This is a genomic window from Leucogemmata humicola, from assembly GCF_055379415.1.
Window position 1 is genome coordinate 4,556,658 of the sequence record NZ_AP040875.1, and the last position, 18,347, is coordinate 4,575,004.

The window sequence follows — 18,347 nt, forward strand, 5'->3', positions numbered from 1 at the left end:
TTCACTTCCCACGATCTACCTGAACATCAGTTATCAAACAGCATGTCACGTCGACGTCAGCCGACGTCAACACCATCTACGAACATCAACGAAAGTCTCGTGCTGCGAACTCAAAAACATTCGCAGTGAGCCTTGAAGTTTATTGGATTTGCACCCGATCTTCAAGTGGTGCGCGTCGCGCTTCGGCAAATTCCTGCGCCGCAACTCAGCGACACATCCACCACTCGGCTGCGCTCACGCGCAAACGTCAAACACGATCACGTGCGAAAGGGCGAGAAGGTTATTCGATCGTACAGCAGAGTTCAACCCCCACGCGACACATCAATCATCGACGCCGACGACGCGCGCGCTGATGTCGCGACTGTGTCCGCCAAAGGCGCTCGACGCTGGGAAGGCGGACACCCCTGGATCTTCCGCAGCGACGTCGTGCACCGCCCGTCCGCGCCAGCAGGCGCGGTCCGCGTGCACGATCACCGTGGCAAACCGATCGGTGTCGCACTCTGGAGTCCGGCGTCCGAGATCTCGCTACGCATGGTCGACCACGACGCGAACGCCGTACTCGACCACGCATGGTGGCGCACTCGCCTCGGTGACGCGATCGCGCGCCGCTCAAAGCTCTCCAAGGACGCAAACGCGTATCGCCTCGTGCACGGCGAAGGAGACGCGTGCCCGTCGCTCATCTGCGATCGCTACGACAAATGGCTCGTCGTACAACTGATGAGCGCGGGACTCGAGGCGTTTCGCGATACCATCGTCGACGTGCTCGAAGAGCTCGTTCACCCTGAGGGAATTCTCGCGCGAAACGACGTCGCACTTCGCTCGAAAGAACGACTTCACGTTGGAGTCGAGCTCCTGCGCGGCACAGTGCCCGAAGAGATCGAGGTACACGAACACGGCATTCGCTTTCTCGCTGCACCACATCACGGCCAAAAAACCGGCGCGTTCCTCGACCAGCGAGAGAATCGAGTGCTCATCGGCAAACTCGCACGCGGACGCGCGCTCGACTGCTTCAGCTATCACGGCTCATTCGCACTTCATCTCGCACGCCGAGCTGACTCGGTCGTCGCGTTGGACGTGTCAGCGAGCGCGCTCCAGCGCGCTGCCGATAACTGCGCGCGAAACGGAATCACCAATGTGGAGCTCGTCGAAGCCGATACGTTCGACTATCTGCGCGATCAGGCAGCGGCCGGCGCACGATTCGATACGATCGTACTCGATCCCCCTGCATTCGCGAAAACGCGCGCCGCACTCCCGGCCGCGATGCGCGGTTACAAGGACATCAATCTCCGTGCGCTACAGCTCCTTTCGCGCAACGGACTGTTGTTCACGGCGAGCTGCAGCTTCCATCTCACCAAGCCACTCTTTCTCGAGATGATTCAGGCCGCCGCCGCGGACTCTGGGCGACGCGTCGCGCTGCGAGCGATAACGGGACAGCCGCTCGATCATCCAGAGATCGTGACGATTCCCGAAACGGGATACCTCAAGGGCGCGCTGCTCGAAGTCCTCGACTGATCCAATCGCTGCACACTACTCCGCCTGACAGCTCGGACAGAAGTACGTCGATCGGCCCGCCTGTGTGATCCGTTCGATTGGCGTGCGGCAGCGACGACACGGCTTGCCCTCACGATCGTACACTGCGAGCCGAGAGACCGACGAATCGGTATATCGCGCGCCCGTCGCGCGGTCGATGACTCGACGAATGGCTGTGAGCAATGACGCGACGCGCTTTCGCGAGAGCGTCGACGCACCGACCGACGGCGAAATGCGCGCATTCCACAACGCCTCCGCCGCGTAGATGTTGCCCAGCCCGGCGATGACGCGCTGATCTAACAACACCGGTTTGATCGGCCCGCGTTTCTTCGCCAGCGCTTCGTGCAGAACATCCGCCGTGAGCGCGCTGTCGTCCGGCTCCGGTCCTAGGCCAAGATCAGGCGGGGCGCTGGCGGGATGGAGTTCGAGTGTGCTGAGCGCGCGCGGATCATCGAGCACCACGCGCGAATCGTCATCGAAGGTGATCGTTGCGCGCGCGAAGCGCGGCAGCTCATCCGACGCACGATCGAGGGTCCAGTCGCCCGTCATGCGAAAGTGCGCGTGCAACACACGACCGTCATCGAGCACGAAGAGCTGGTGTTTGCCGCGACGCTCAACAGCGCGCACTGACGCGCCGCGCAACGAACGCAACCGTGCCGGAGAGATGCGACGGCGCAGCGCCGGATGCAGCGCGTCGACCCGACGAATTGTTTTCCCAACCGACGCCGCGCGAACGCGACGAACGGCGCTTTCAACCTCTGGTAGCTCCGGCATCAAATCGCTCCGCTACAGTTGACCCGCACTCGCACGACAAGGCAAGTTGCACGCGTGTCTTCTTCGACTCAAATACCGCCCCGCCCCACGCGTCAGGAAATAGACGCTCGCTCGCCGGCGGTGCGCAGAACGCTTCTCATCGTTCTCGTTTTCAACGCCATCGTCACGCTGATCAAGGTGATTGTCGGCCTGCGAACCGGGTCTCTCACGGTACTCGGCTCGTCGCTCGAGTCCGGGCTCGACATGCTCAACAATCTGATCGGCGTCGCACTGGTAGCCGTCGCCGGTCGAGGCCCGGACGAGGATCACCCCTACGGCCACGACAAGTTCGAAACGCTCGGTGTCCTGGGCATCGTTGTCTTTCTATCGATTTCCTGTTTCGAGCTGCTTCGACAGGGCGCGTCGGCTCTCCTCGAGAGGCGGGTACCGGCGCGCGTGACACAGGTGGACGTCGGTATCATCGTCGTCACCCTCATCATAAACGTATTCGTAGTGTGGTACGAACGACGCCGCGGCCGACAGCTCGGCAGCGCATTCCTACTCGCCGACGCGTCGCACACGGGAAGCGACATTCTCGTCACGCTGGTGGCACTCGCGTCGCTCGTGTTCGCTCGCGCGGGATGGCCCTGGCTGGATGCACCGCTCGCAATTTCGGTCGCGTTGATCATTGCGTGGAGCGGCGTTCACATTCTCCGGCAATCGATCCCCATCCTCGTCGACGAGCGCGCGATCGACGCCGACGAAATCCGCCGAGTGGTCCTGCGGATCGCGGACATCGTCGAAGTGCGAAATATCCGCTCTCGATCGACCGCGTCAGGTCAGCTATTCGCCGAGGTAACCATAGCGGTACCTGGTGGAACGCCGGTCGATGCTGCACACCATGTTGCCGACGCTGTCGAAGCCGCGATCGAGAACGAGTTCGGAACGTCGCAGGTGACGGTGCACATCGAACCGGCATAAGCACTTGCGCATACAGCAGTAACGTCTACCTTACGCGCAACTCTAAGACCCCGAGCGGCATGGCGACCCCTCATCGACCGACTCGCTCCCTCAAGCACGAGTACGAGCTGTTCGTCGAGCAGGAAATCGAGAACTACAAGGAGTCCGTTCCGCGCAGCGTTCTGCTCTGCATTGGCGACGACGCGGTGGCATCGCTGTCTGCCGCACCGCAGTTCGCACTTACGGAACTCCTGCTCTGCGACGAGGTCGATCGAATCATCTTCAAGCGACTTCGATTGCCAGCGTACGACACGTGGCGTCGTCGTCGCGTGAAGCTCATCGACGAACTGCGACGCCCGGAGCATTGGGGATTGAGGCCGGACGACATGCTCGTTCGCGCGCTTCCATCAGCAAGCGAAGGACGAGTACTCGTCGCCGGAGCGTCAGACGAAGCATCGGCGCTCTACCTCGCGGCTAACGGACTCGAAGTCACGACGCTTACTGCAGAGGCCGACGCACTCGAACGCGTGATGCAGGCAGCGATCGGTGCTGGACTCGCCGGACGTGTTCACGCACAGGTTGGTGATCTCGCGTCCTTCACGCCGCAGCTTCCGCTCAACGCAGTGATCGTCAGCCTCGGCGCACTCGTCGGTCTCACCACAGATGAACGGGCCCGTGTGATCGATGCGCTGCAGCAGGCGACGATGGACGGCGGCGTCCATCTCGTGCAGACGATCATTGGGTCCGGCCGAGTGAGCGGCTCGGTGTCGCTGGAGGAGCTGCGGTCGCGATACCGCGGATGGGAAGTGACGGTCGAGCGCGCTGACGACCGGACTAAGACCTTCTTGGCGAAGAAGGGCGCAGCGTAGAATCGGCTCAGCCTGGTGTCACATTTCGACGCATTGTGTCGTTTTGAATGTATCAGTCAGACACAATCTGTCTTTTGCTGAGTCCGGTGTTTATCGCGTAAGTCGTTACCACTAAATATCTTCAATCGATCAAGCGGACCTGGCACCGGTGGTGCTTATGGGGTCCGTTGCGGCCGGTGATTGGCACCGATCCGCCGTTGGCCCGTTGCGGCGAACCGTTCTCGTCGCCGGGCCCGCGTCCAGTCGGACCGATGTGCGTAGAGAGTCATATATATGAAGGGAAAGAGATCGATCACGCCGGATCAGGAACCGATCGGCATCGTGATCTCGCGCGGCGCCAACGCCGAACAGCCACCGACGTTCTTTGCCTATGTATGGGGACCGGCGCCAGAGCCGAGTGACGAGCCCGGGAGCAAGGTCGCATAGCAACAGTTCCGTCAGATAACTCAAATCGTTCAACCGGCGGCGCCGCACATTGCGGCGCCGCTGCTTTATTTCTGGGCTCGGTACGCCGTTTGCCCCCGTAGCGCCACGTGAGCGACGATACCATGTGGGAGCAGGAGCGCGACGCGCTACTCGGCCGGAAGATCTCCGACCTCGGCCTGACGATACCGGGCTCGCGCGTCGAGCGGTTCGTCGAGCAGCTGTACGCAGAGCTCGAGGCGAAGTCCATCGCGTTTCGCCCGGTGGTGTACCTGAGCGACCAATGGGGCTGTCCCGACGGCGTGCCGCTCATCGGCGTGCCCTTCTATCTCGTCGACGATCGGCTCGAGCGGATCGAAGCAGAGATGACATCGGGCGTCGAGAACGACACCGAGGCGATGCGGTACATGCGCCACGAGTGCGGACATGCGGTGAACTATGCGTTCAAACTCTATGAACGCCCCGAGTGGCGTTCTCTCTTCGGGCCATTCTCACGTCCGTATCGCGAACGCTACCGCGCCGATCCATTCTCGCGCGCCTTCGTTCGACACATCCTCGGCTGGTACGCGCAGAAGCATCCCGATGAGGATTTTGCCGAAACGTTCGCGGTGTGGATGACGCCGGGGCTCGACTGGCGATCGCTGTACGCCGAGTGGCCGGCGCTCGCGAAGCTCGAGTACGTCGATCGCGTGATGGCCGAGCTACGCGATGAGCGTGGACCGACGGTTACACCGACGCGATCGGACCTTCCCGTCGACGCGATGACCTACACGCTGGCCGAGCACTACGCCTCGATCGACGATCGTGCGCCGATCGAAGACGATCGGCAGTTCGATGGCGACCTGCGCGGGATCTTCGTGAGCTCGGCAGAGGCGCCGGCGGGAGAACCGGCGCAGTGGTTCATCCATCGGCACTATCGCGAAGTGGTATCACGGATCTCGTACTGGACGAGCGAGGGGCCGGGCGTGACGCGCACGCTGATCGATCATCTGGCGCGTCGAGCGGCGGAGTTGGACCTGCGGGTCGGTGGCCTTGATGCGGCAACGCTCATCGAGCTCACAGCGTTCGCAACGGCCGTCGTGATGAACCATCGCTCGAGCCGAATGCTCGGTAGAACGTCGCGAGGTACGCGCGGCACCGCCGGAGCGGCATGAAGATCGTCGTGCTCCACACGGCGGACGCGCTGGAGCCGCCGGTCGACCCACTGCTCGAACAACTCCGTGAGACCCTGTGCGCGCTCAAGCACGACGTTGAGCGCGTGGTGGTCGACTGTGAGGTCGAGCAGATCGTCGCGGCATTGCGGCGGTGCCAGGCAGATCTCATCGTCAACGTCGCAGAGTCGTTCGGCGGAAAAAGCGCGCTCGAGTCGAACGTGGCGGCGCTGCTCAACCTCATGGGTTTGCACTATACGGGGTCGAGCCCCGCGGGACTCTTGCTCGCCGGCGACAAGACGCTGACGAAGAAGGTGCTTCGCTTTCACGGAATTCAGACGCCGGAGTTCGCGACGCTGTATCGTGGCGCGCTCGACTGGGCGGGCGATCTCACGTTCCCCGTCATCGTGAAGCCCCCACAGGAAGATGCCTCGCTTGGAATCACCTCCGCGTCGGTGGTGCGTGAGCTCAAGGATCTGTTCTCGCGCATCGGCGAGTTGCAGACCGAGTATCAGCAACCGGTGTTGGTGGAGCAGTACATCGAGGGACGCGAGTTCTACGTGGGCGTGTTGGGGAATGCGAACGCGGAAGCACTTCCCGTGATAGAACTGGATTTCACGGACTTTCCGGCCGACAGACCCAGAATCGCGAGTTGGGCGGCAAAATGGGGCGATGACGGAGATGGAAAGGGCGCCGAGTTTGACGGCGCACGTTCGATCTTTCCGTCCGCGCTGGATCCTGAGCTCGAAGAGCGAATGAAGCGGATAGCCGTCGAGGCATTCCACGCGTTGCGGCTGCGCGACTACGCGCGCATCGACCTGCGCGTCACCGACGCAGGCGAGATCTTCGTGATCGAGGTGAACCCGAACTGCTACCTCGAGCGAGAGAGCGAATTCGCTCGGGCCGCCAAACAGGGCGGAATGGAGTACGACGCGCTCCTCGCGCGGATTCTCGAATTGGCGGGCGCGCGATACGCGCGCTGACAGCAACGGTTGGAGTTGGGGGAAAAAGAAAAGCCGACCCGAAGGCCGGCTTCCCTTTTCAAGCGTCGAACAATCTACTGGCGCTTCTTGGCAGCCTTGCGACCAGCCTTCTTACGACCGCCCTTCTTCGCCGCCTTCTTTGCACCCTTTTTGGCACCTTTCTTTGCAGCCATTGTGATCTCTCCATTCATGGAGGTTCTTGCTCTCATCTGATCCCCCGGTGGACCAGCGAGACGACGACCTTCGCGCCTGAAGCGCTCAGGTCCCCGCTACACGCTCCTCCGCGGAGGCGCGTGAAGTCTGAGGTACTGCTCCATCATACGGCGTCACTCAAGCTGGTAAAATTGAAATCGCGGACCTTGATCGGCGGAACCATGATAGCCTGACCCGGGTCGCCGCCTTCGCTGGCGCTGACTCGTTCAGGAATGCCCATGGCTTCCAGATTGTTGAGCATGAAGACGGGGGAATCGTTGAATCTGAGATTCTTTACCGGCTTCGTGATCTTTCCGTTCTCGATCAAAAAGGTTCCGTCGCGGGTCAGACCGGTGTACAGAATCGTGCGTTGATCCACCGGCCGCAAATACCAGAAGCGCGTTACCAATAATCCGCGCTGCGTGTTCTGAATCATATCATCGATCGACGTCGTCCCGCCACTCATTCTTATCGATCCGCCCGATCCTGTTGGCGCGCGATTGTTCTTCTGCGCCCAGAACCGATCGTAGTTGAGTGTCCTTACGATGCCGTTCTCAATCCATACGACGCGTTGCGTTGGTAATCCGTCACCACTAAACGGTGATCCCGCAACGTCGGAATCGAACGGATCGGACGTTATCGTCACGCGTTCGTCGACAACCTTCTGTCCAATCTTATTCTTTCCATCGGGTAAAGAGAAGAACGAACGTCCTTCATCGGCAGCGCGCGCATTGAACGCACCAGTGATGAATTGGACGAGATTCCCGACGGCAGTTGGCTCGAACACCACTGTATATCGGCCTGGTTCGATCGCGACCGGATTGATCGACGCCTTTGCTTTCTGCGTCGCACGCGCACCGAGTTTGGATGGATCGATGCGATTCCAGTCGTGATGCGTCGCCCCAGCCCAACCTGATCCTGTTCCATCCTGCGTGCGGACGGTGGTGGTCAGTACGGCTGCCGTTGAGCGATTGTAGGCGAATAGTCCTTTGCTATTGGCGATTGCCTGCGCGCCGGTGATCGCTTCCATGAAGCCGGTGGATACGAGCGACGCACTCTTTGCCGGATCGGCGATGCGCTTCACGGCATCTGCACGCGTCGCGGGATCTTGAGAGGCGGTGAGATCGCTCCAATTGATCCCCGACTTGTAGTTCTGCGGGCCGAGCTCCGGCAACGCTTCAGGATCTTCTGGGCTGAGCTTTGCGACGCGCTCGGCCATTTGCACGGCGGCTTTGAGGCCATCATCGTCGAGTTGATTCGTCGACGACGACCCACTGCGCTTGCCAAACTTGGCGATGACGGTGACGACGGAATCGAACGAATCGCCGCCCGTAGAGATCTGATTCACCGCAAAGCGAGTGTTCGCGATGCTGGTGCTGTTGATCAAGACCCTGGTCTCTTCCGCCGTCGCGAAGGACAGCGTTCGCTTGGCGATCGCCTCGCACTCTTCGCGCGACAGATAGCGCGCGCTGATCGCCAGCGACCGAAGTGTCATGCGCTTCGGCCGGTGTTGATGACGTTCACGTTGCGGAAACGCGTGACCGGCGAGCCATGGCTGACGGCATTCACCTGCACCGGCTGCCCTTTGGCGTCACCGAACGCACCGCCCATGAAGTAGCTCTTTTGCCCGCCAATCATGTCGAGGCTGGCCCAGAACTCAGGCGTCTTGATCTGATAGGCGACGTCCTTGAGCATTCCAACGATCTTGCCGCCCTTGATCTCATAGAACGACTGACCACCGAACTGCGCGTTGTACCGCTGCTGATCGATCGAGAACGAGCCGTCGCCGATGATGGCGATGCCGCGATCGGTGGCCGAAATGAGGTCGTCCCAACCGAGATCCTTGTCGCCCGGCAGCAATGAGACGTTCGGCATGCGTTGGAACTGGACCGCGGCCCAGGTCTGCGCATACGAACATCCGTGCGATCGCGTCGGCTTGCCGATCTTTTTGTAGTACCAGTCGAGCCACAGCGCCTGTTCGCGCGTGGTGTGATAGTCCACGAAGACGCCCTTCTTGATGATGTCGAACTCTTCGGGCTTCACGCCCTCATCGTCCCAGCCGCAGGCCGACAGCGATCCGACCTGCGTGCGGTCGCCGCGAATGTTCATCAACTCAGAGCCGTACTTCAGCGTTCCGAGCACCTTTTCAGGCGGTGCGACGAAGCTCGTGCCTGCGTAGTTCGCCTCGTAGCCCATGGCGCGATCGAGCTCAGTGGGGTGCGCCACCGATTCGTGAATCGTGAGCCAGAGATGCGAGGGGTGCAGCACGAGGTCGTAGCGACCGACATCCACCGACTTGGCCGACAGCTTCTGCACGGCTTCGTCGGCCCACTTCGGCGCGTTCTCGACGAGCTTTGCGTCGCGCACGTGCTCGTAGCCGAGGCCGCGCGGCGCTATCTCGTTCGAATCGCGTGTGGCGAAGTCGCCGTTGCCGACAGCCGTAACCGTCATTGCCGGCTGCGTACGGTAGATCGTTTGAACCGTGAAGCTGCCTTCCGTGGACGCGAAGGTCTTTTCCTCGCGGAGGAAGAACATGCTCGAGTTGACGAAGCGCGCGCCCTTCACACTCATCGCGGCCTGATTGGCGGCGAGCAGGAGACCGACCTTGTCCTCGATGGCAACGGAGAAGGGATCGATCTCGATGGGGCTCTTCCACGAACCGTTGGCGACGACTGGCGCAGGCGCCAACACGACCGGACGAACGAGCGCCGAGCGATTGGCCTTTGCTTGAGCGGTTGCCTGCTTGGCGACGCGCGACGCTTCTTCGCGCGTCAGGTCGCGGCTGGCAGCAAAGCCCCACGAACCACCGACGAGCGTGCGAACACCAAAGCCGTAGGTCTCGTTGTCGGAAACGCCCGAAACACGCTGTTCGCGCGCGGAGAGGTTCTGACTGCGGTTGCGGGCGAAGCGAACGTCGGCGTAATCAGCTCCCGCGCTCTTCGCGGCGTCCAGAGCGACCATCGCGAGCTCTTTGACGTTGGGTTCGGCAGCGACGACCGACGAATACGGAGACGACGCAGAGACGAGAGCGTCGGTCGCAATGCGACCGGTAGACGACTGTGCAGCGAATCCTGCCATCGCTGCCGCGGCGGTTGTCGACTTGATGAACTCTCGTCGAGTTTGACCCACGCAGTACCCTCGTCTGTTCCATGCGACACGTCAAAACGCGATCAAGTGCGTTTGCATGTCATTAGTGCCGTCACGCGAATATAGGAATGGCCGAATACACACGCAATGGTGTCTGCATGCGGACCTTCCGTCGTTCATGGAGCCGTGCGAGGTTTCCAGCGCGGATGTCGCACCGCTGATGCGTGCTGCGCGCCGCAACTCACATCTACTTGGAGCATGCGCGAGTGAAAGCGCTTGTGAAGGAAAAAGCCGCACCAGGTCTCGTGCTAAAGCACGTTCCGGATCCAACGATTCGCGATGACGAGGTGCTGATCAAGGTTCGTCGCGCTGGTGTCTGTGGTACCGACGTACACATCTATGACTGGGACGCATGGGCGAGTGGACGCGTGAAACCGCCAATCGTCGTCGGTCATGAATTCGCCGGCGAAGTCGTTCGCGTTGGCAGCCTCGTCACCGATGTCGCCGTCGGAGATCGCGTCACGGCCGAGGGGCACATCGTCGATGGACGCTGCCTTCTCTGCCGCACTGGGAACTCCCACGTCTGCCCGCACACGCAGATCATTGGCGTCGATCGCGACGGCTGCTTCGCCGAATTCATCGCGATGCCGGCGACCAACGTCTGGCATTTGGCCGACAATATCTCATTCGACATCGGCGGTATTCACGATCCGATGGGCAACGCATTCCACACAGTGCTGACGGCCGAAATTCCCGGCGCGACGGTGCTCGTGACCGGATGTGGACCCATCGGGATCTTCGCGGTTGGCATCTGTAAGGCGGCGGGCGCGTCACGCGTCATCGCGTCGGATGTGAACGACACGCGACTCGCATTGGCGCGGCGTATGGGCGCTGACGACGTCGTTCATCCGAGCGAAGCAGAAGCTGTCGTGAAGCGCCACACCGACGGACTCGGCGTCGACGTCGTGCTCGAGATGTCGGGCGTTCCGTCGGCGGTGCATCAGGCGTTCTCCCTGGTGCGCGTAGGAGGCCGAGTGCAGATGCTCGGCATTCCGTCCAAGCCCATCGATATCGACTTCGCGACGGAAATCATTTTCAAGGGACTGACCATCTATGGTGTCGTTGGTCGCCGCATGTACGACACCTGGCTGGCGATGACGCGCTTCCTCGGCTCAGGGCAGTTCGACCCGACGCCAGTCATTACGCACAAGTTCCCGCTCGAAGAATCGGACGAGGCCATTCGCGTGATCAAGTCCGGCGAGGCCGGAAAGGTCATTTTCGAGATCGCATAGACGAGACCCGGCGAGAGTCGCGGTCCTGGAGACAGATATGACGTTGAACCGGCAATTCACGGCGTCGCTCGAGCAGACGATCGATCAGCTCAAGGCCGACAAGGTTTATAAGCGCCTCAACTACCTCGACTCGCCGCAGTCCGCGCGCGTGAAGATGGAGGGGCGCGGCGAAGTATTGATTCTGTCATCGAACAACTACCTCGGGCTCTGCGATGAGCCGAGCGTCATCGAGGCGGGCATCGATGGCCTCAAGCGATATGGCGCCGGCACGGCGAGCGTGCGCTTCATCTGTGGAACGTTTGCCATCCACCGCGAGCTCGAGGATGCCCTGGCCAAGTTCGTCGGCACCGAGGCTTCGTTGAGCTTCGTGTCGGCGTGGAACGCGAACGAAGGCTTCACGGCGACGGTGGCGCAGGAGGGCGACTTCATCATTTCCGACGCACTGAATCACGCGTCGATCATCGATTCAATGCGGCTCGCGAAGGCAATCTCCAAGTGCACGACGGCCGTGTACAAGCACAGCGACATGGACGACCTGCGCGCCAAGCTGATCGAGGCCAAAGGAGCCAAACGTCGCATCATTTGGACGGACGGCGTGTTCTCGATGGAAGGCGCGATCGCGAAGCTGCCTGACATCCTACAGATTGCGCGCGATCACGATGCGATCGTCGTCATGGACGACTCACATTCCACCGGTGTGCTCGGCAAGACTGGCCGCGGAACGGCCGAACATTTCGGTGTGTTCGGCGAGGTCGACGTCATCACGTCGACATTGGGTAAGGCCCTCGGTGGCGCGGCCGGCGGATTCGTTGCTGGATCGCATGCGCTCGCCGATTATCTCACGCAGCGCTCACGTCCGCAGCTATTCTCGAACGCTCTTCCGCCAACGGTGACGACGAGTGCGCTCGCCGCGGTACGATACGTTGAGCAACATCCAGAGCGCGTTCAGAAGCTCCAGGACAACTCGCGCTATTTTCGCGACCAGATCACCGAAGCGGGATTCAAACCGCTACCCGGTGAGACGCCGATCATTCCAATCATCGTCGGAGAGACGTCGGCGGCAATTCAGATGAGCGACATGCTGCTCGACCAGGGCGTGTTCGTGACCGGCTTCGGCTTTCCGGTCGTTCCGCACGGTCAGGCCAGAGTCCGCTGCCAGATCTCCGCGGGACACTCGCGAGACGATCTCGACGAGGCGATCCGAGCATTCAAGACCGTTGGTACCAAGCTCGGCATCATCAAGTAATTCGTAAACACTCATACGAGGCGGGTCTCGACAGCGAGCCGGGCGCACAGCGCCCGGCTCGCTTTTTAAGTATCGGCTGCAACGATCCGATACTGTTACGGCGAGAGGTATGCAGCATCGTTGTGAGCCTCATCACACCGCAGAATTGCATTGATCACATTCGCATTTGTTTTCGCGAAGCGAGCGTGACTGTTCAGAACGATGTGTCGTCCGACTCATGGAACGAGTACCGCTTCATATCATTTGCCGAGGAATCGTATGCGAAAGCTCCGTACCTTGACGATCGCCGCCGCGGTCATTGCGACGCTGCCAACTTTGGCCGCCGCGCAGGCCGGCCGTGAATTCAAGGACGCGTGGTTTTGGGGAATCAAGACCGGCGGCTTCACGCTCGCTGACAGCGGTGGCAAGTACGTGCAGGCCCCGACCGTTGGCGTGGACTGGCTGATCACACGCACGCACGGCGGCGTGTACATGGCCGCGTCGGAAACGTTCTTCTCGCAGCACTCGTTCACGCTTCAGGATCCGTTTACGGTCGACAGCGGATTCCGCGCGATCTCCGTGAAGAATCTTCGACGCTTCGAAGTCGCTGCCATGGGATACCCGGGAGAATTTCGCCGCTGGCATCCGTATGTCGGCGCCGGATTCACGCTGAGCGAAATCGCGACGATTCATCCTGAAGGCGTTTTCTCGACGGTCGATCAGCTGAACTTCACGCAGCAGATCATCCAGGACGAAAAGGTCGCGTTCTCTCCGTTGTTCATGGGTGGCGCGCAGTATCGCCTTCGATACTTCTCAGTCTTCGGGCAGTTATCGCTGAGCCCATCACAGAAGCAGTTCCTGTTGTACAACGGACGGGCGTGGAACTTCGCGTACGAACTCGGGCTTCGGTACAACGTTGGCAGCTCGATCGACAAAGACTAACAATCGATCGTTCGACTGAATGACAAAGGCCGACCCAATGGGTCGGCCTTTTGTCATTTCGAGAATGTCGTTCGCGGAAAGCCTGGCGGTGTTTTGGAAACGTACGGGTTGTCGGCGACGAAATACCGTAGCGGCCAATCCGCGCACTTTGTAATGCCGATGCGCGGCGTGGCGATCACGTCTGCATCGGCGACGGTTTCGCCAGCACGAATCAACAACGGAGACGTTTGCAGCGACCGGCGATGGCTCGTTCCATCGATGGCGAGCGCGAGGCAGAGTTTTCCCGGCCCATTGGTGAGATCAATGTCGCGACGCGCCGTGGGGCGCCGCCGCCGCATCAGATCAATTCCGGCGAGCGGCTCGAGCGCACGAATCAACACCGCGCTCGGCTCGCCCAGCGCTCGCGTGACCGCGTTGACGCACCAGTACATCCCATAGATGAAATACACATACGCAACGCCAGGTCGGCCGTAGAGCACTTCGGTGCGCACGGTGCGGCCGACGGCGGCGTGACAGGCGAGATCGTGCTCGCCGACATACGCCTCGGTCTCGACGATACGGCCAGCGGTAACACCGTCGGCGGTGCGATGCTCCAAGACGGTGCCGAGGAGCTCGCGCGCGACGAGTTCGGTAGGACGATTATAGAAGTCCCGTGGAAGCGGCGGCCCGAAAAGAGAACGCCGCGCTTTGGGCGCGGCGTTCTTTGTCACTGATCCTTCGGGCGCGCGCTTTTTTTCGCCTTCGGTTTACTCGCGGCTTTCTTTGCGACCGGCTGCCCTCGTTTGGCTTTGGCCGCCGGCACCTCGACTGCGGGAGTTGGCGCCGCGACTTCGACCGCCTTCTTTGCGGCAGGCCTCGCGCGACCACGTCCGCCTCGCGGCGCACGACCGCTCGCTGCTGCGGGAGTTTCGCCGTTGTCGCTCGGTGCAGGCGCCGGTGCTTCCGCAGCGGGCACGGCAGGCACGTCTTCTACCACACCGATCGACAACAGCCCTGGCGGTGGTGCGGACAAACGTCCGCGAGCGCCACCAGCGCGATGCCCCATTCCAATTCGCGGTGCCGGTGCCGACGGCGCCGGAGCGGCGGCAGCAATCGCCGCCTGTTCGCTCCGTGCAACCTGCTCGGCGACTGGTGCTGCTTCGACCGCGCGCGCGACATCGAAATCATCGCCACGACGTCGCAGATCGACGATGCCGCTATCGTGTGCGTCCTTGAGAATGCGCACGAACATGCGATCGCTGAGGCTTTCCGAGTCGCGACCGAGAAGCTGACGCGCGTGCCGACGAACTTCGCTTGCGCGCACTGCTTCGTCGCCCGGCGCGAGATCGCCGACCGTGCGACGAACGAGATCGAATGCTTCTGCGCGGGTCAGACGTTCACCGGCCAAGCCAATGCCGGAATCGGGTGACGCCGTGCGGACATCAGTCGCGAGTTCGAGCTGCGCGGGACGTTCAGCAACCGGAGCCGGCGCTTCAGCCGATACGGCTTCCGCAGTCGGGATTGCGATTTCCGCGGTGGTCTCCATCTGCGCCGACCGATCGGGGCGCGGCTCACGACCGTCACGATCGCGTCCACGTCCGCCGCGGCCACGACGTCCACGCCGGGGACCACGGTCTTCGCTGCCCAGCGGACCTTCCGCGCCCTCTGCTGGTGCAGGAGCGGGTTCGGAGCGAATGGACTGCGGAGGCGGTGCGGTTGGCGTTCCGGACGGGAGATCGACCTCGAGCTGGCCGTTCTCGAGCTTCGTCACGGCGAGCAGACCACGCTGCGCCGCTTCCTGACAGAAGCGTGAGAACTTTGAAATACCGAGATTCTTCTCGTCGAAGGTGCTATCGATCTCCTGCATGACCTGCTTCAGGCGATCGGAGCGCATGACGTCGTTGTTCCGCTTCATGCGCTGCACCGCTTCCGTGACGAGCTCCCACGGATCGTACTTGCGCGCAGGCTCGTCTTCCGAGGCCTTCACGAGACCGGCGAGCGCGTTGTAGCTGTAGTACTCGTCGCAGTTCTGTACGAGCAGATCGCTCGACGACTCGCGAATACCCACGCCAATCACGTACTTGCCGTATTCCTTGAGCTTGATGACGAGGCTCGAGAAATCGGAATCGCCAGAGAGCAGAATGAACGTGCCAATCTCGGGGCGCGTGAAGACGAGCTCGAGGGCGTCGATGGCCAGACGAATGTCCGTCGCGTTCTTCTTCGACGATCCGTACGCCGGCGCAAAGATCAGATCGATCGAGGCTTCGGCGAGCGGAACGATGTACTGCGGGTACCGGCGCCAGTCAGCATATGCTCGCTGGACGGCGACCTTCCCCTTGATGATTTCCGACGAAAGGAGACTGCGAAGTTCCTTTCCGAGGTCGGAGCGGATCCCCATCGTGACATTGTCGAAGTCGATGAGGAGAGCGGCATTCGGGGCGTGGATGGGTGCCGCAACGTGTGCAGCGACCGTCATCGCCTGGGGCCCGCGATGAATGAGCGCGCTCTGGGCCCGGGTTGGCGTATGGGAGTGTCTAGAGTTCATGCAAGGGTCTGCGGATCAGAACCATCAATTTAGACCGAGAGGCTACCTAAAGCCAATGTACGGTTATTCGCCCATCGCTTTGAGGATCACCCGCTTGGCTCGCTGACCGTCCCATTCGCCATAAAAAACGCGCTGCCACGGTCCAAGATCGAGCTCTCCAGCGGTCACTGGGACCATGACTTCATGCCCGATAGTCAGGGATCTGAGGTGCGCGGCCGCGTTGTCCTCACCAGTGCCGGCGTTGTGCCGGTAGCGACTCGGCTCCCACGGGGCGACCGTCTGCTCCAGCCAGTCCAGAATGTCTTTCCAGAGGCCGGGCTCATGATCGTTCACGAAGACCGAGGCCGAGATGTGCATCGCCGAAACGAGCACCATTCCCTCGCGAATTCCCGCGGTAGCTCGGCATCGCTCGACATCATCAGTGATATCGATGATCTCCTGGCGCTTCTTCGTCTGGAAGGTGAGATAGTCAGTATGTGTCTTCATGACGTGGACGCGTGTAAGGGTGGTAGGGCCCCTGCACAATCTGTATGTTTGACCTCGAAACCGCTGTCGCGAGCACTTCGTACGGAGCATCTGTGAAGCGAGTCGGGTTCCGCGGCCGCCTCTTCTTGATCCTGCTGGGCTTTGCCCTCATCCCGTCGATTCTGACCTCGCTCGCCTGGAGCGCCAGCGGCTCGTTCGTGCTCCCGTTCGTGGGCGCAACCGCAGCGTGGGACAGTGCAGCCGCGAGCGGCGATCGGGTGGCAACGACCATGCGCGACGTCCCCCTGACGGACGCGCAGCGCCGCGCGCTCGACGTGCACGAGGAAACTTTGCGTCAGAGCGTCGTTCTCTCGAGACAGACCGAATTCATGGCCCGGAAGGCGGCGCAACGCCTTGCCCTAGCCACTGTATTTGTCGCTCTGGTGATTGGCGTGGTCGCGTCGCGCGTTGCCGGGCACCTGAGCAGAAGTCTCAGTCGTCCGCTCCAGGAAATCGTCGGATGGACGGCACGTATCGGACGGGGCGAACCACTGCCCACCACACCACCGCGACGTGGTGCGCCAGAGTTCGAAGTCCTTCGCCAACGAATGCGAACCATGGCTGGCGAGTTGAAGCTCGGCCGGGCGCGCGCACTCGAAGCCGAGCGCGCGGCGGCACTGCGCGAGAGCGCACGGCAGGTAGCGCATGAGCTGAAGAACCCGCTCACACCAATCCGATTCGCGGTCGCTCGGCTGCGACGCGACGCGCCGGCTGAGCTCGCAGAAACGGTGGAAGTGCTGGCGATCGAGTCGCAGCGCCTCGAGGAGATGGCAAAGAGCTTCGCCCAGTTTGGACGTCTGCCCGAAGGACCGCGCGCCGAAGTCGACGTGGGAGAACTCGTGCGCTATACCGCTCGCGCCACGATTCCGCCGGATGTCGACGTGAGCGTCGACGTGGACGACGATGTTCCGATGATTCACGGTCATCACGACGCGCTGGCCCGCGCGCTGTCGAACGTCATGCTCAACGCCGTGGACGCATGCCGCGGCGGCGGGCGCGTTGGCGTTCGCGTTCGCCGCGCCGTGGCGAATGGGCGAGATTCCGTGGAGGTTGCGGTGTCCGACACCGGCTGCGGAATCGCAAGCGACCAACTCGAGAGGATCTGGGATCCGTACGTCACATCCAAGCCCGGGGGAACCGGACTCGGCTTAGCAATTGCTCGACAGACCGTACTCGCGCATAGTGGTCAGGTTGCGGCCGACAGCGCGGTGGGTCGAGGAACTGAAATACGATTCGTGCTGCCGGTCGATGGCAGCCGCACTGAAGGGGGAGGAAGCAATGCCGTTTAACGTCATGATGGTGCCGATCACGCTGTTCGTGTGCATCGCAGCGACCATCATCGGAGCGCCAATCGCCAGAGCCTACGCGCGCCGCATGGAGCGGTCGCCGGACGACTCACGGCTTCCACACGACCTTACGAATCGTCTCGAGCGAATGGAACAGTCTATCGACTCGATCGCGATCGAAGTCGAGCGAATTGCCGAAGGGCAGCGCTTCACGACAAAGCTTCTGGCCGAACGCGCGAAAGCCGACGAGACTCTTCCCGAGCGCGCGTCGTGATCATGCAACACCTCCCGTTGCTGTTGCTCCAAGGTCCCGATGACATCCCGCCGGCGGTCCTCGAGATCGTCAAGATTTTTTTTACGAGCGTCGTCTTGATCTCGCTCGGTATTCCGATCATTCGCGCACTCACGCGGCGATGGGAGCGTGGCCCGCAACTTCCGGCGGCGTCATCGCCCGACGTCACCGCGCGGCTCGAACGGATCGAGCAAGCGGTCGAAGCGGTCGCCATTGAAGTCGAACGCATCGCGGAAGCGCAGCGCTTCTCGGCCAAACTCATGGCTGACCAGCAGCGTCATCTTCCGCGGTCGGACACGTCGTCGTAACGCCG

General features: G+C 61.6%; 18 protein-coding genes. 12 read left to right on the plus strand and 6 right to left on the minus strand.

Going from position 1 to position 18,347, the window contains the following annotated elements; all coding sequences use genetic code 11:
- Positions 1 to 168: 168 nt before the first annotated feature.
- On the plus strand, positions 169 to 1,512 hold the full coding sequence (locus AC6H4Z_RS19485; RefSeq protein ID WP_497543623.1) for a class I SAM-dependent rRNA methyltransferase: 1,344 nt from the start codon (positions 169 to 171) through the stop codon (positions 1,510 to 1,512).
- Between the two features lie 15 nt (positions 1,513 to 1,527).
- Here the strand turns inward: AC6H4Z_RS19485 and mutM are convergent, their stop codons facing one another.
- A complete protein-coding gene (gene mutM, locus AC6H4Z_RS19490; RefSeq protein WP_497543624.1) occupies positions 1,528 to 2,304 on the minus strand; it encodes a bifunctional DNA-formamidopyrimidine glycosylase/DNA-(apurinic or apyrimidinic site) lyase in 777 nt (258 codons plus the stop codon).
- A gap of 120 nt (positions 2,305 to 2,424) precedes the next feature.
- Between mutM and AC6H4Z_RS19495 the strand changes: the two genes are divergently transcribed.
- The 5 genes from AC6H4Z_RS19495 (at position 2,425) to AC6H4Z_RS19515 (ending at position 6,669) form a co-directional block, all read left to right on the plus strand.
- Positions 2,425 to 3,264, plus strand: a complete 840-nt coding sequence (locus AC6H4Z_RS19495; protein WP_497543625.1) for a cation diffusion facilitator family transporter — start codon at positions 2,425 to 2,427, stop codon at positions 3,262 to 3,264.
- Positions 3,265 to 3,323: 59 nt separating this feature from the next.
- Entirely contained in the window at positions 3,324 to 4,112 is a 789-nt protein-coding gene (locus AC6H4Z_RS19500) for an SAM-dependent methyltransferase (protein ID WP_497543626.1), read from the plus strand.
- 273 nt (positions 4,113 to 4,385) lie between these two features.
- Positions 4,386 to 4,538: a hypothetical protein gene (locus AC6H4Z_RS19505; protein WP_497543627.1), complete on the plus strand. Its 153-nt coding sequence runs from the start codon at positions 4,386 to 4,388 to the stop codon at positions 4,536 to 4,538.
- Positions 4,539 to 4,645: 107 nt separating this feature from the next.
- The gene (locus AC6H4Z_RS19510; protein WP_497543628.1) at positions 4,646 to 5,689 is read left to right on the plus strand and encodes a putative zinc-binding metallopeptidase; all 1,044 of its coding nucleotides are present in this window, start codon (positions 4,646 to 4,648) and stop codon (positions 5,687 to 5,689) included.
- Positions 5,686 to 6,669 (plus strand): D-alanine--D-alanine ligase family protein, encoded by a 984-nt coding sequence (locus tag AC6H4Z_RS19515; protein WP_497543629.1) that lies wholly within the window; start codon positions 5,686 to 5,688, stop codon positions 6,667 to 6,669. The genes AC6H4Z_RS19510 and AC6H4Z_RS19515 overlap by 4 nt, the downstream gene beginning before the upstream one ends.
- A gap of 316 nt (positions 6,670 to 6,985) precedes the next feature.
- Here AC6H4Z_RS19515 and AC6H4Z_RS19520 read toward each other — a convergent pair whose 3' ends face one another.
- Together AC6H4Z_RS19520 and AC6H4Z_RS19525 are read right to left on the minus strand one after the other, a co-directional pair.
- Positions 6,986 to 8,356, minus strand: a complete 1,371-nt coding sequence (locus AC6H4Z_RS19520) for a TldD/PmbA family protein (protein ID WP_497543630.1) — start codon at positions 8,354 to 8,356, stop codon at positions 6,986 to 6,988.
- The gene (locus AC6H4Z_RS19525) at positions 8,353 to 9,990 is read right to left on the minus strand and encodes a TldD/PmbA family protein (protein ID WP_497543631.1); all 1,638 of its coding nucleotides are present in this window, start codon (positions 9,988 to 9,990) and stop codon (positions 8,353 to 8,355) included. Before AC6H4Z_RS19525 ends, AC6H4Z_RS19520 begins: the two co-directional genes overlap by 4 nt.
- Positions 9,991 to 10,214: 224 nt before the next feature.
- On the opposite strand from AC6H4Z_RS19525, the gene tdh reads away from it, so the two are divergent.
- The 3 genes from tdh to AC6H4Z_RS19540 all read left to right on the plus strand — a co-directional run bounded on the left by tdh (position 10,215) and on the right by AC6H4Z_RS19540 (position 13,407).
- Positions 10,215 to 11,240 (plus strand): L-threonine 3-dehydrogenase, encoded by a 1,026-nt coding sequence (gene tdh, locus AC6H4Z_RS19530; RefSeq protein WP_497543632.1) that lies wholly within the window; start codon positions 10,215 to 10,217, stop codon positions 11,238 to 11,240.
- A gap of 37 nt (positions 11,241 to 11,277) precedes the next feature.
- The gene (locus tag AC6H4Z_RS19535; RefSeq protein WP_497543633.1) at positions 11,278 to 12,486 is read left to right on the plus strand and encodes a glycine C-acetyltransferase; all 1,209 of its coding nucleotides are present in this window, start codon (positions 11,278 to 11,280) and stop codon (positions 12,484 to 12,486) included.
- A gap of 258 nt (positions 12,487 to 12,744) precedes the next feature.
- The gene (locus tag AC6H4Z_RS19540) at positions 12,745 to 13,407 is read left to right on the plus strand and encodes a hypothetical protein (RefSeq protein ID WP_497543634.1); all 663 of its coding nucleotides are present in this window, start codon (positions 12,745 to 12,747) and stop codon (positions 13,405 to 13,407) included.
- Positions 13,408 to 13,460: 53 nt separating this feature from the next.
- Here AC6H4Z_RS19540 and AC6H4Z_RS19545 read toward each other — a convergent pair whose 3' ends face one another.
- The 3 genes from AC6H4Z_RS19545 to AC6H4Z_RS19555 form a co-directional block, all read right to left on the minus strand.
- Positions 13,461 to 14,117, minus strand: a complete 657-nt coding sequence (locus AC6H4Z_RS19545) for a DNA-3-methyladenine glycosylase (RefSeq protein WP_497543635.1) — start codon at positions 14,115 to 14,117, stop codon at positions 13,461 to 13,463.
- Complete coding sequence (locus AC6H4Z_RS19550; RefSeq protein ID WP_497543636.1) at positions 14,114 to 15,862, minus strand: NYN domain-containing protein; 1,749 nt, start codon at positions 15,860 to 15,862, stop codon at positions 14,114 to 14,116. Before AC6H4Z_RS19550 ends, AC6H4Z_RS19545 begins: the two co-directional genes overlap by 4 nt.
- A gap of 132 nt (positions 15,863 to 15,994) precedes the next feature.
- Positions 15,995 to 16,417: a secondary thiamine-phosphate synthase enzyme YjbQ gene (locus AC6H4Z_RS19555; RefSeq protein ID WP_497543637.1), complete on the minus strand. Its 423-nt coding sequence runs from the start codon at positions 16,415 to 16,417 to the stop codon at positions 15,995 to 15,997.
- Between the two features lie 92 nt (positions 16,418 to 16,509).
- Here AC6H4Z_RS19555 and AC6H4Z_RS19560 point away from each other — a divergent pair, with 92 nt between their 5' ends.
- From AC6H4Z_RS19560 to AC6H4Z_RS19570, 3 genes are read left to right on the plus strand one after another with little or no spacing between them, the layout of a single operon-like run.
- Positions 16,510 to 17,745: a sensor histidine kinase gene (locus tag AC6H4Z_RS19560; RefSeq protein ID WP_497543638.1), complete on the plus strand. Its 1,236-nt coding sequence runs from the start codon at positions 16,510 to 16,512 to the stop codon at positions 17,743 to 17,745.
- On the plus strand, positions 17,735 to 18,016 hold the full coding sequence (locus tag AC6H4Z_RS19565) for a hypothetical protein (RefSeq protein WP_497543639.1): 282 nt from the start codon (positions 17,735 to 17,737) through the stop codon (positions 18,014 to 18,016). The genes AC6H4Z_RS19560 and AC6H4Z_RS19565 overlap by 11 nt, the downstream gene beginning before the upstream one ends.
- Positions 18,013 to 18,342: a hypothetical protein gene (locus tag AC6H4Z_RS19570; RefSeq protein ID WP_497543640.1), complete on the plus strand. Its 330-nt coding sequence runs from the start codon at positions 18,013 to 18,015 to the stop codon at positions 18,340 to 18,342. Before AC6H4Z_RS19565 ends, AC6H4Z_RS19570 begins: the two co-directional genes overlap by 4 nt.
- Positions 18,343 to 18,347 lie beyond the last annotated feature (5 nt).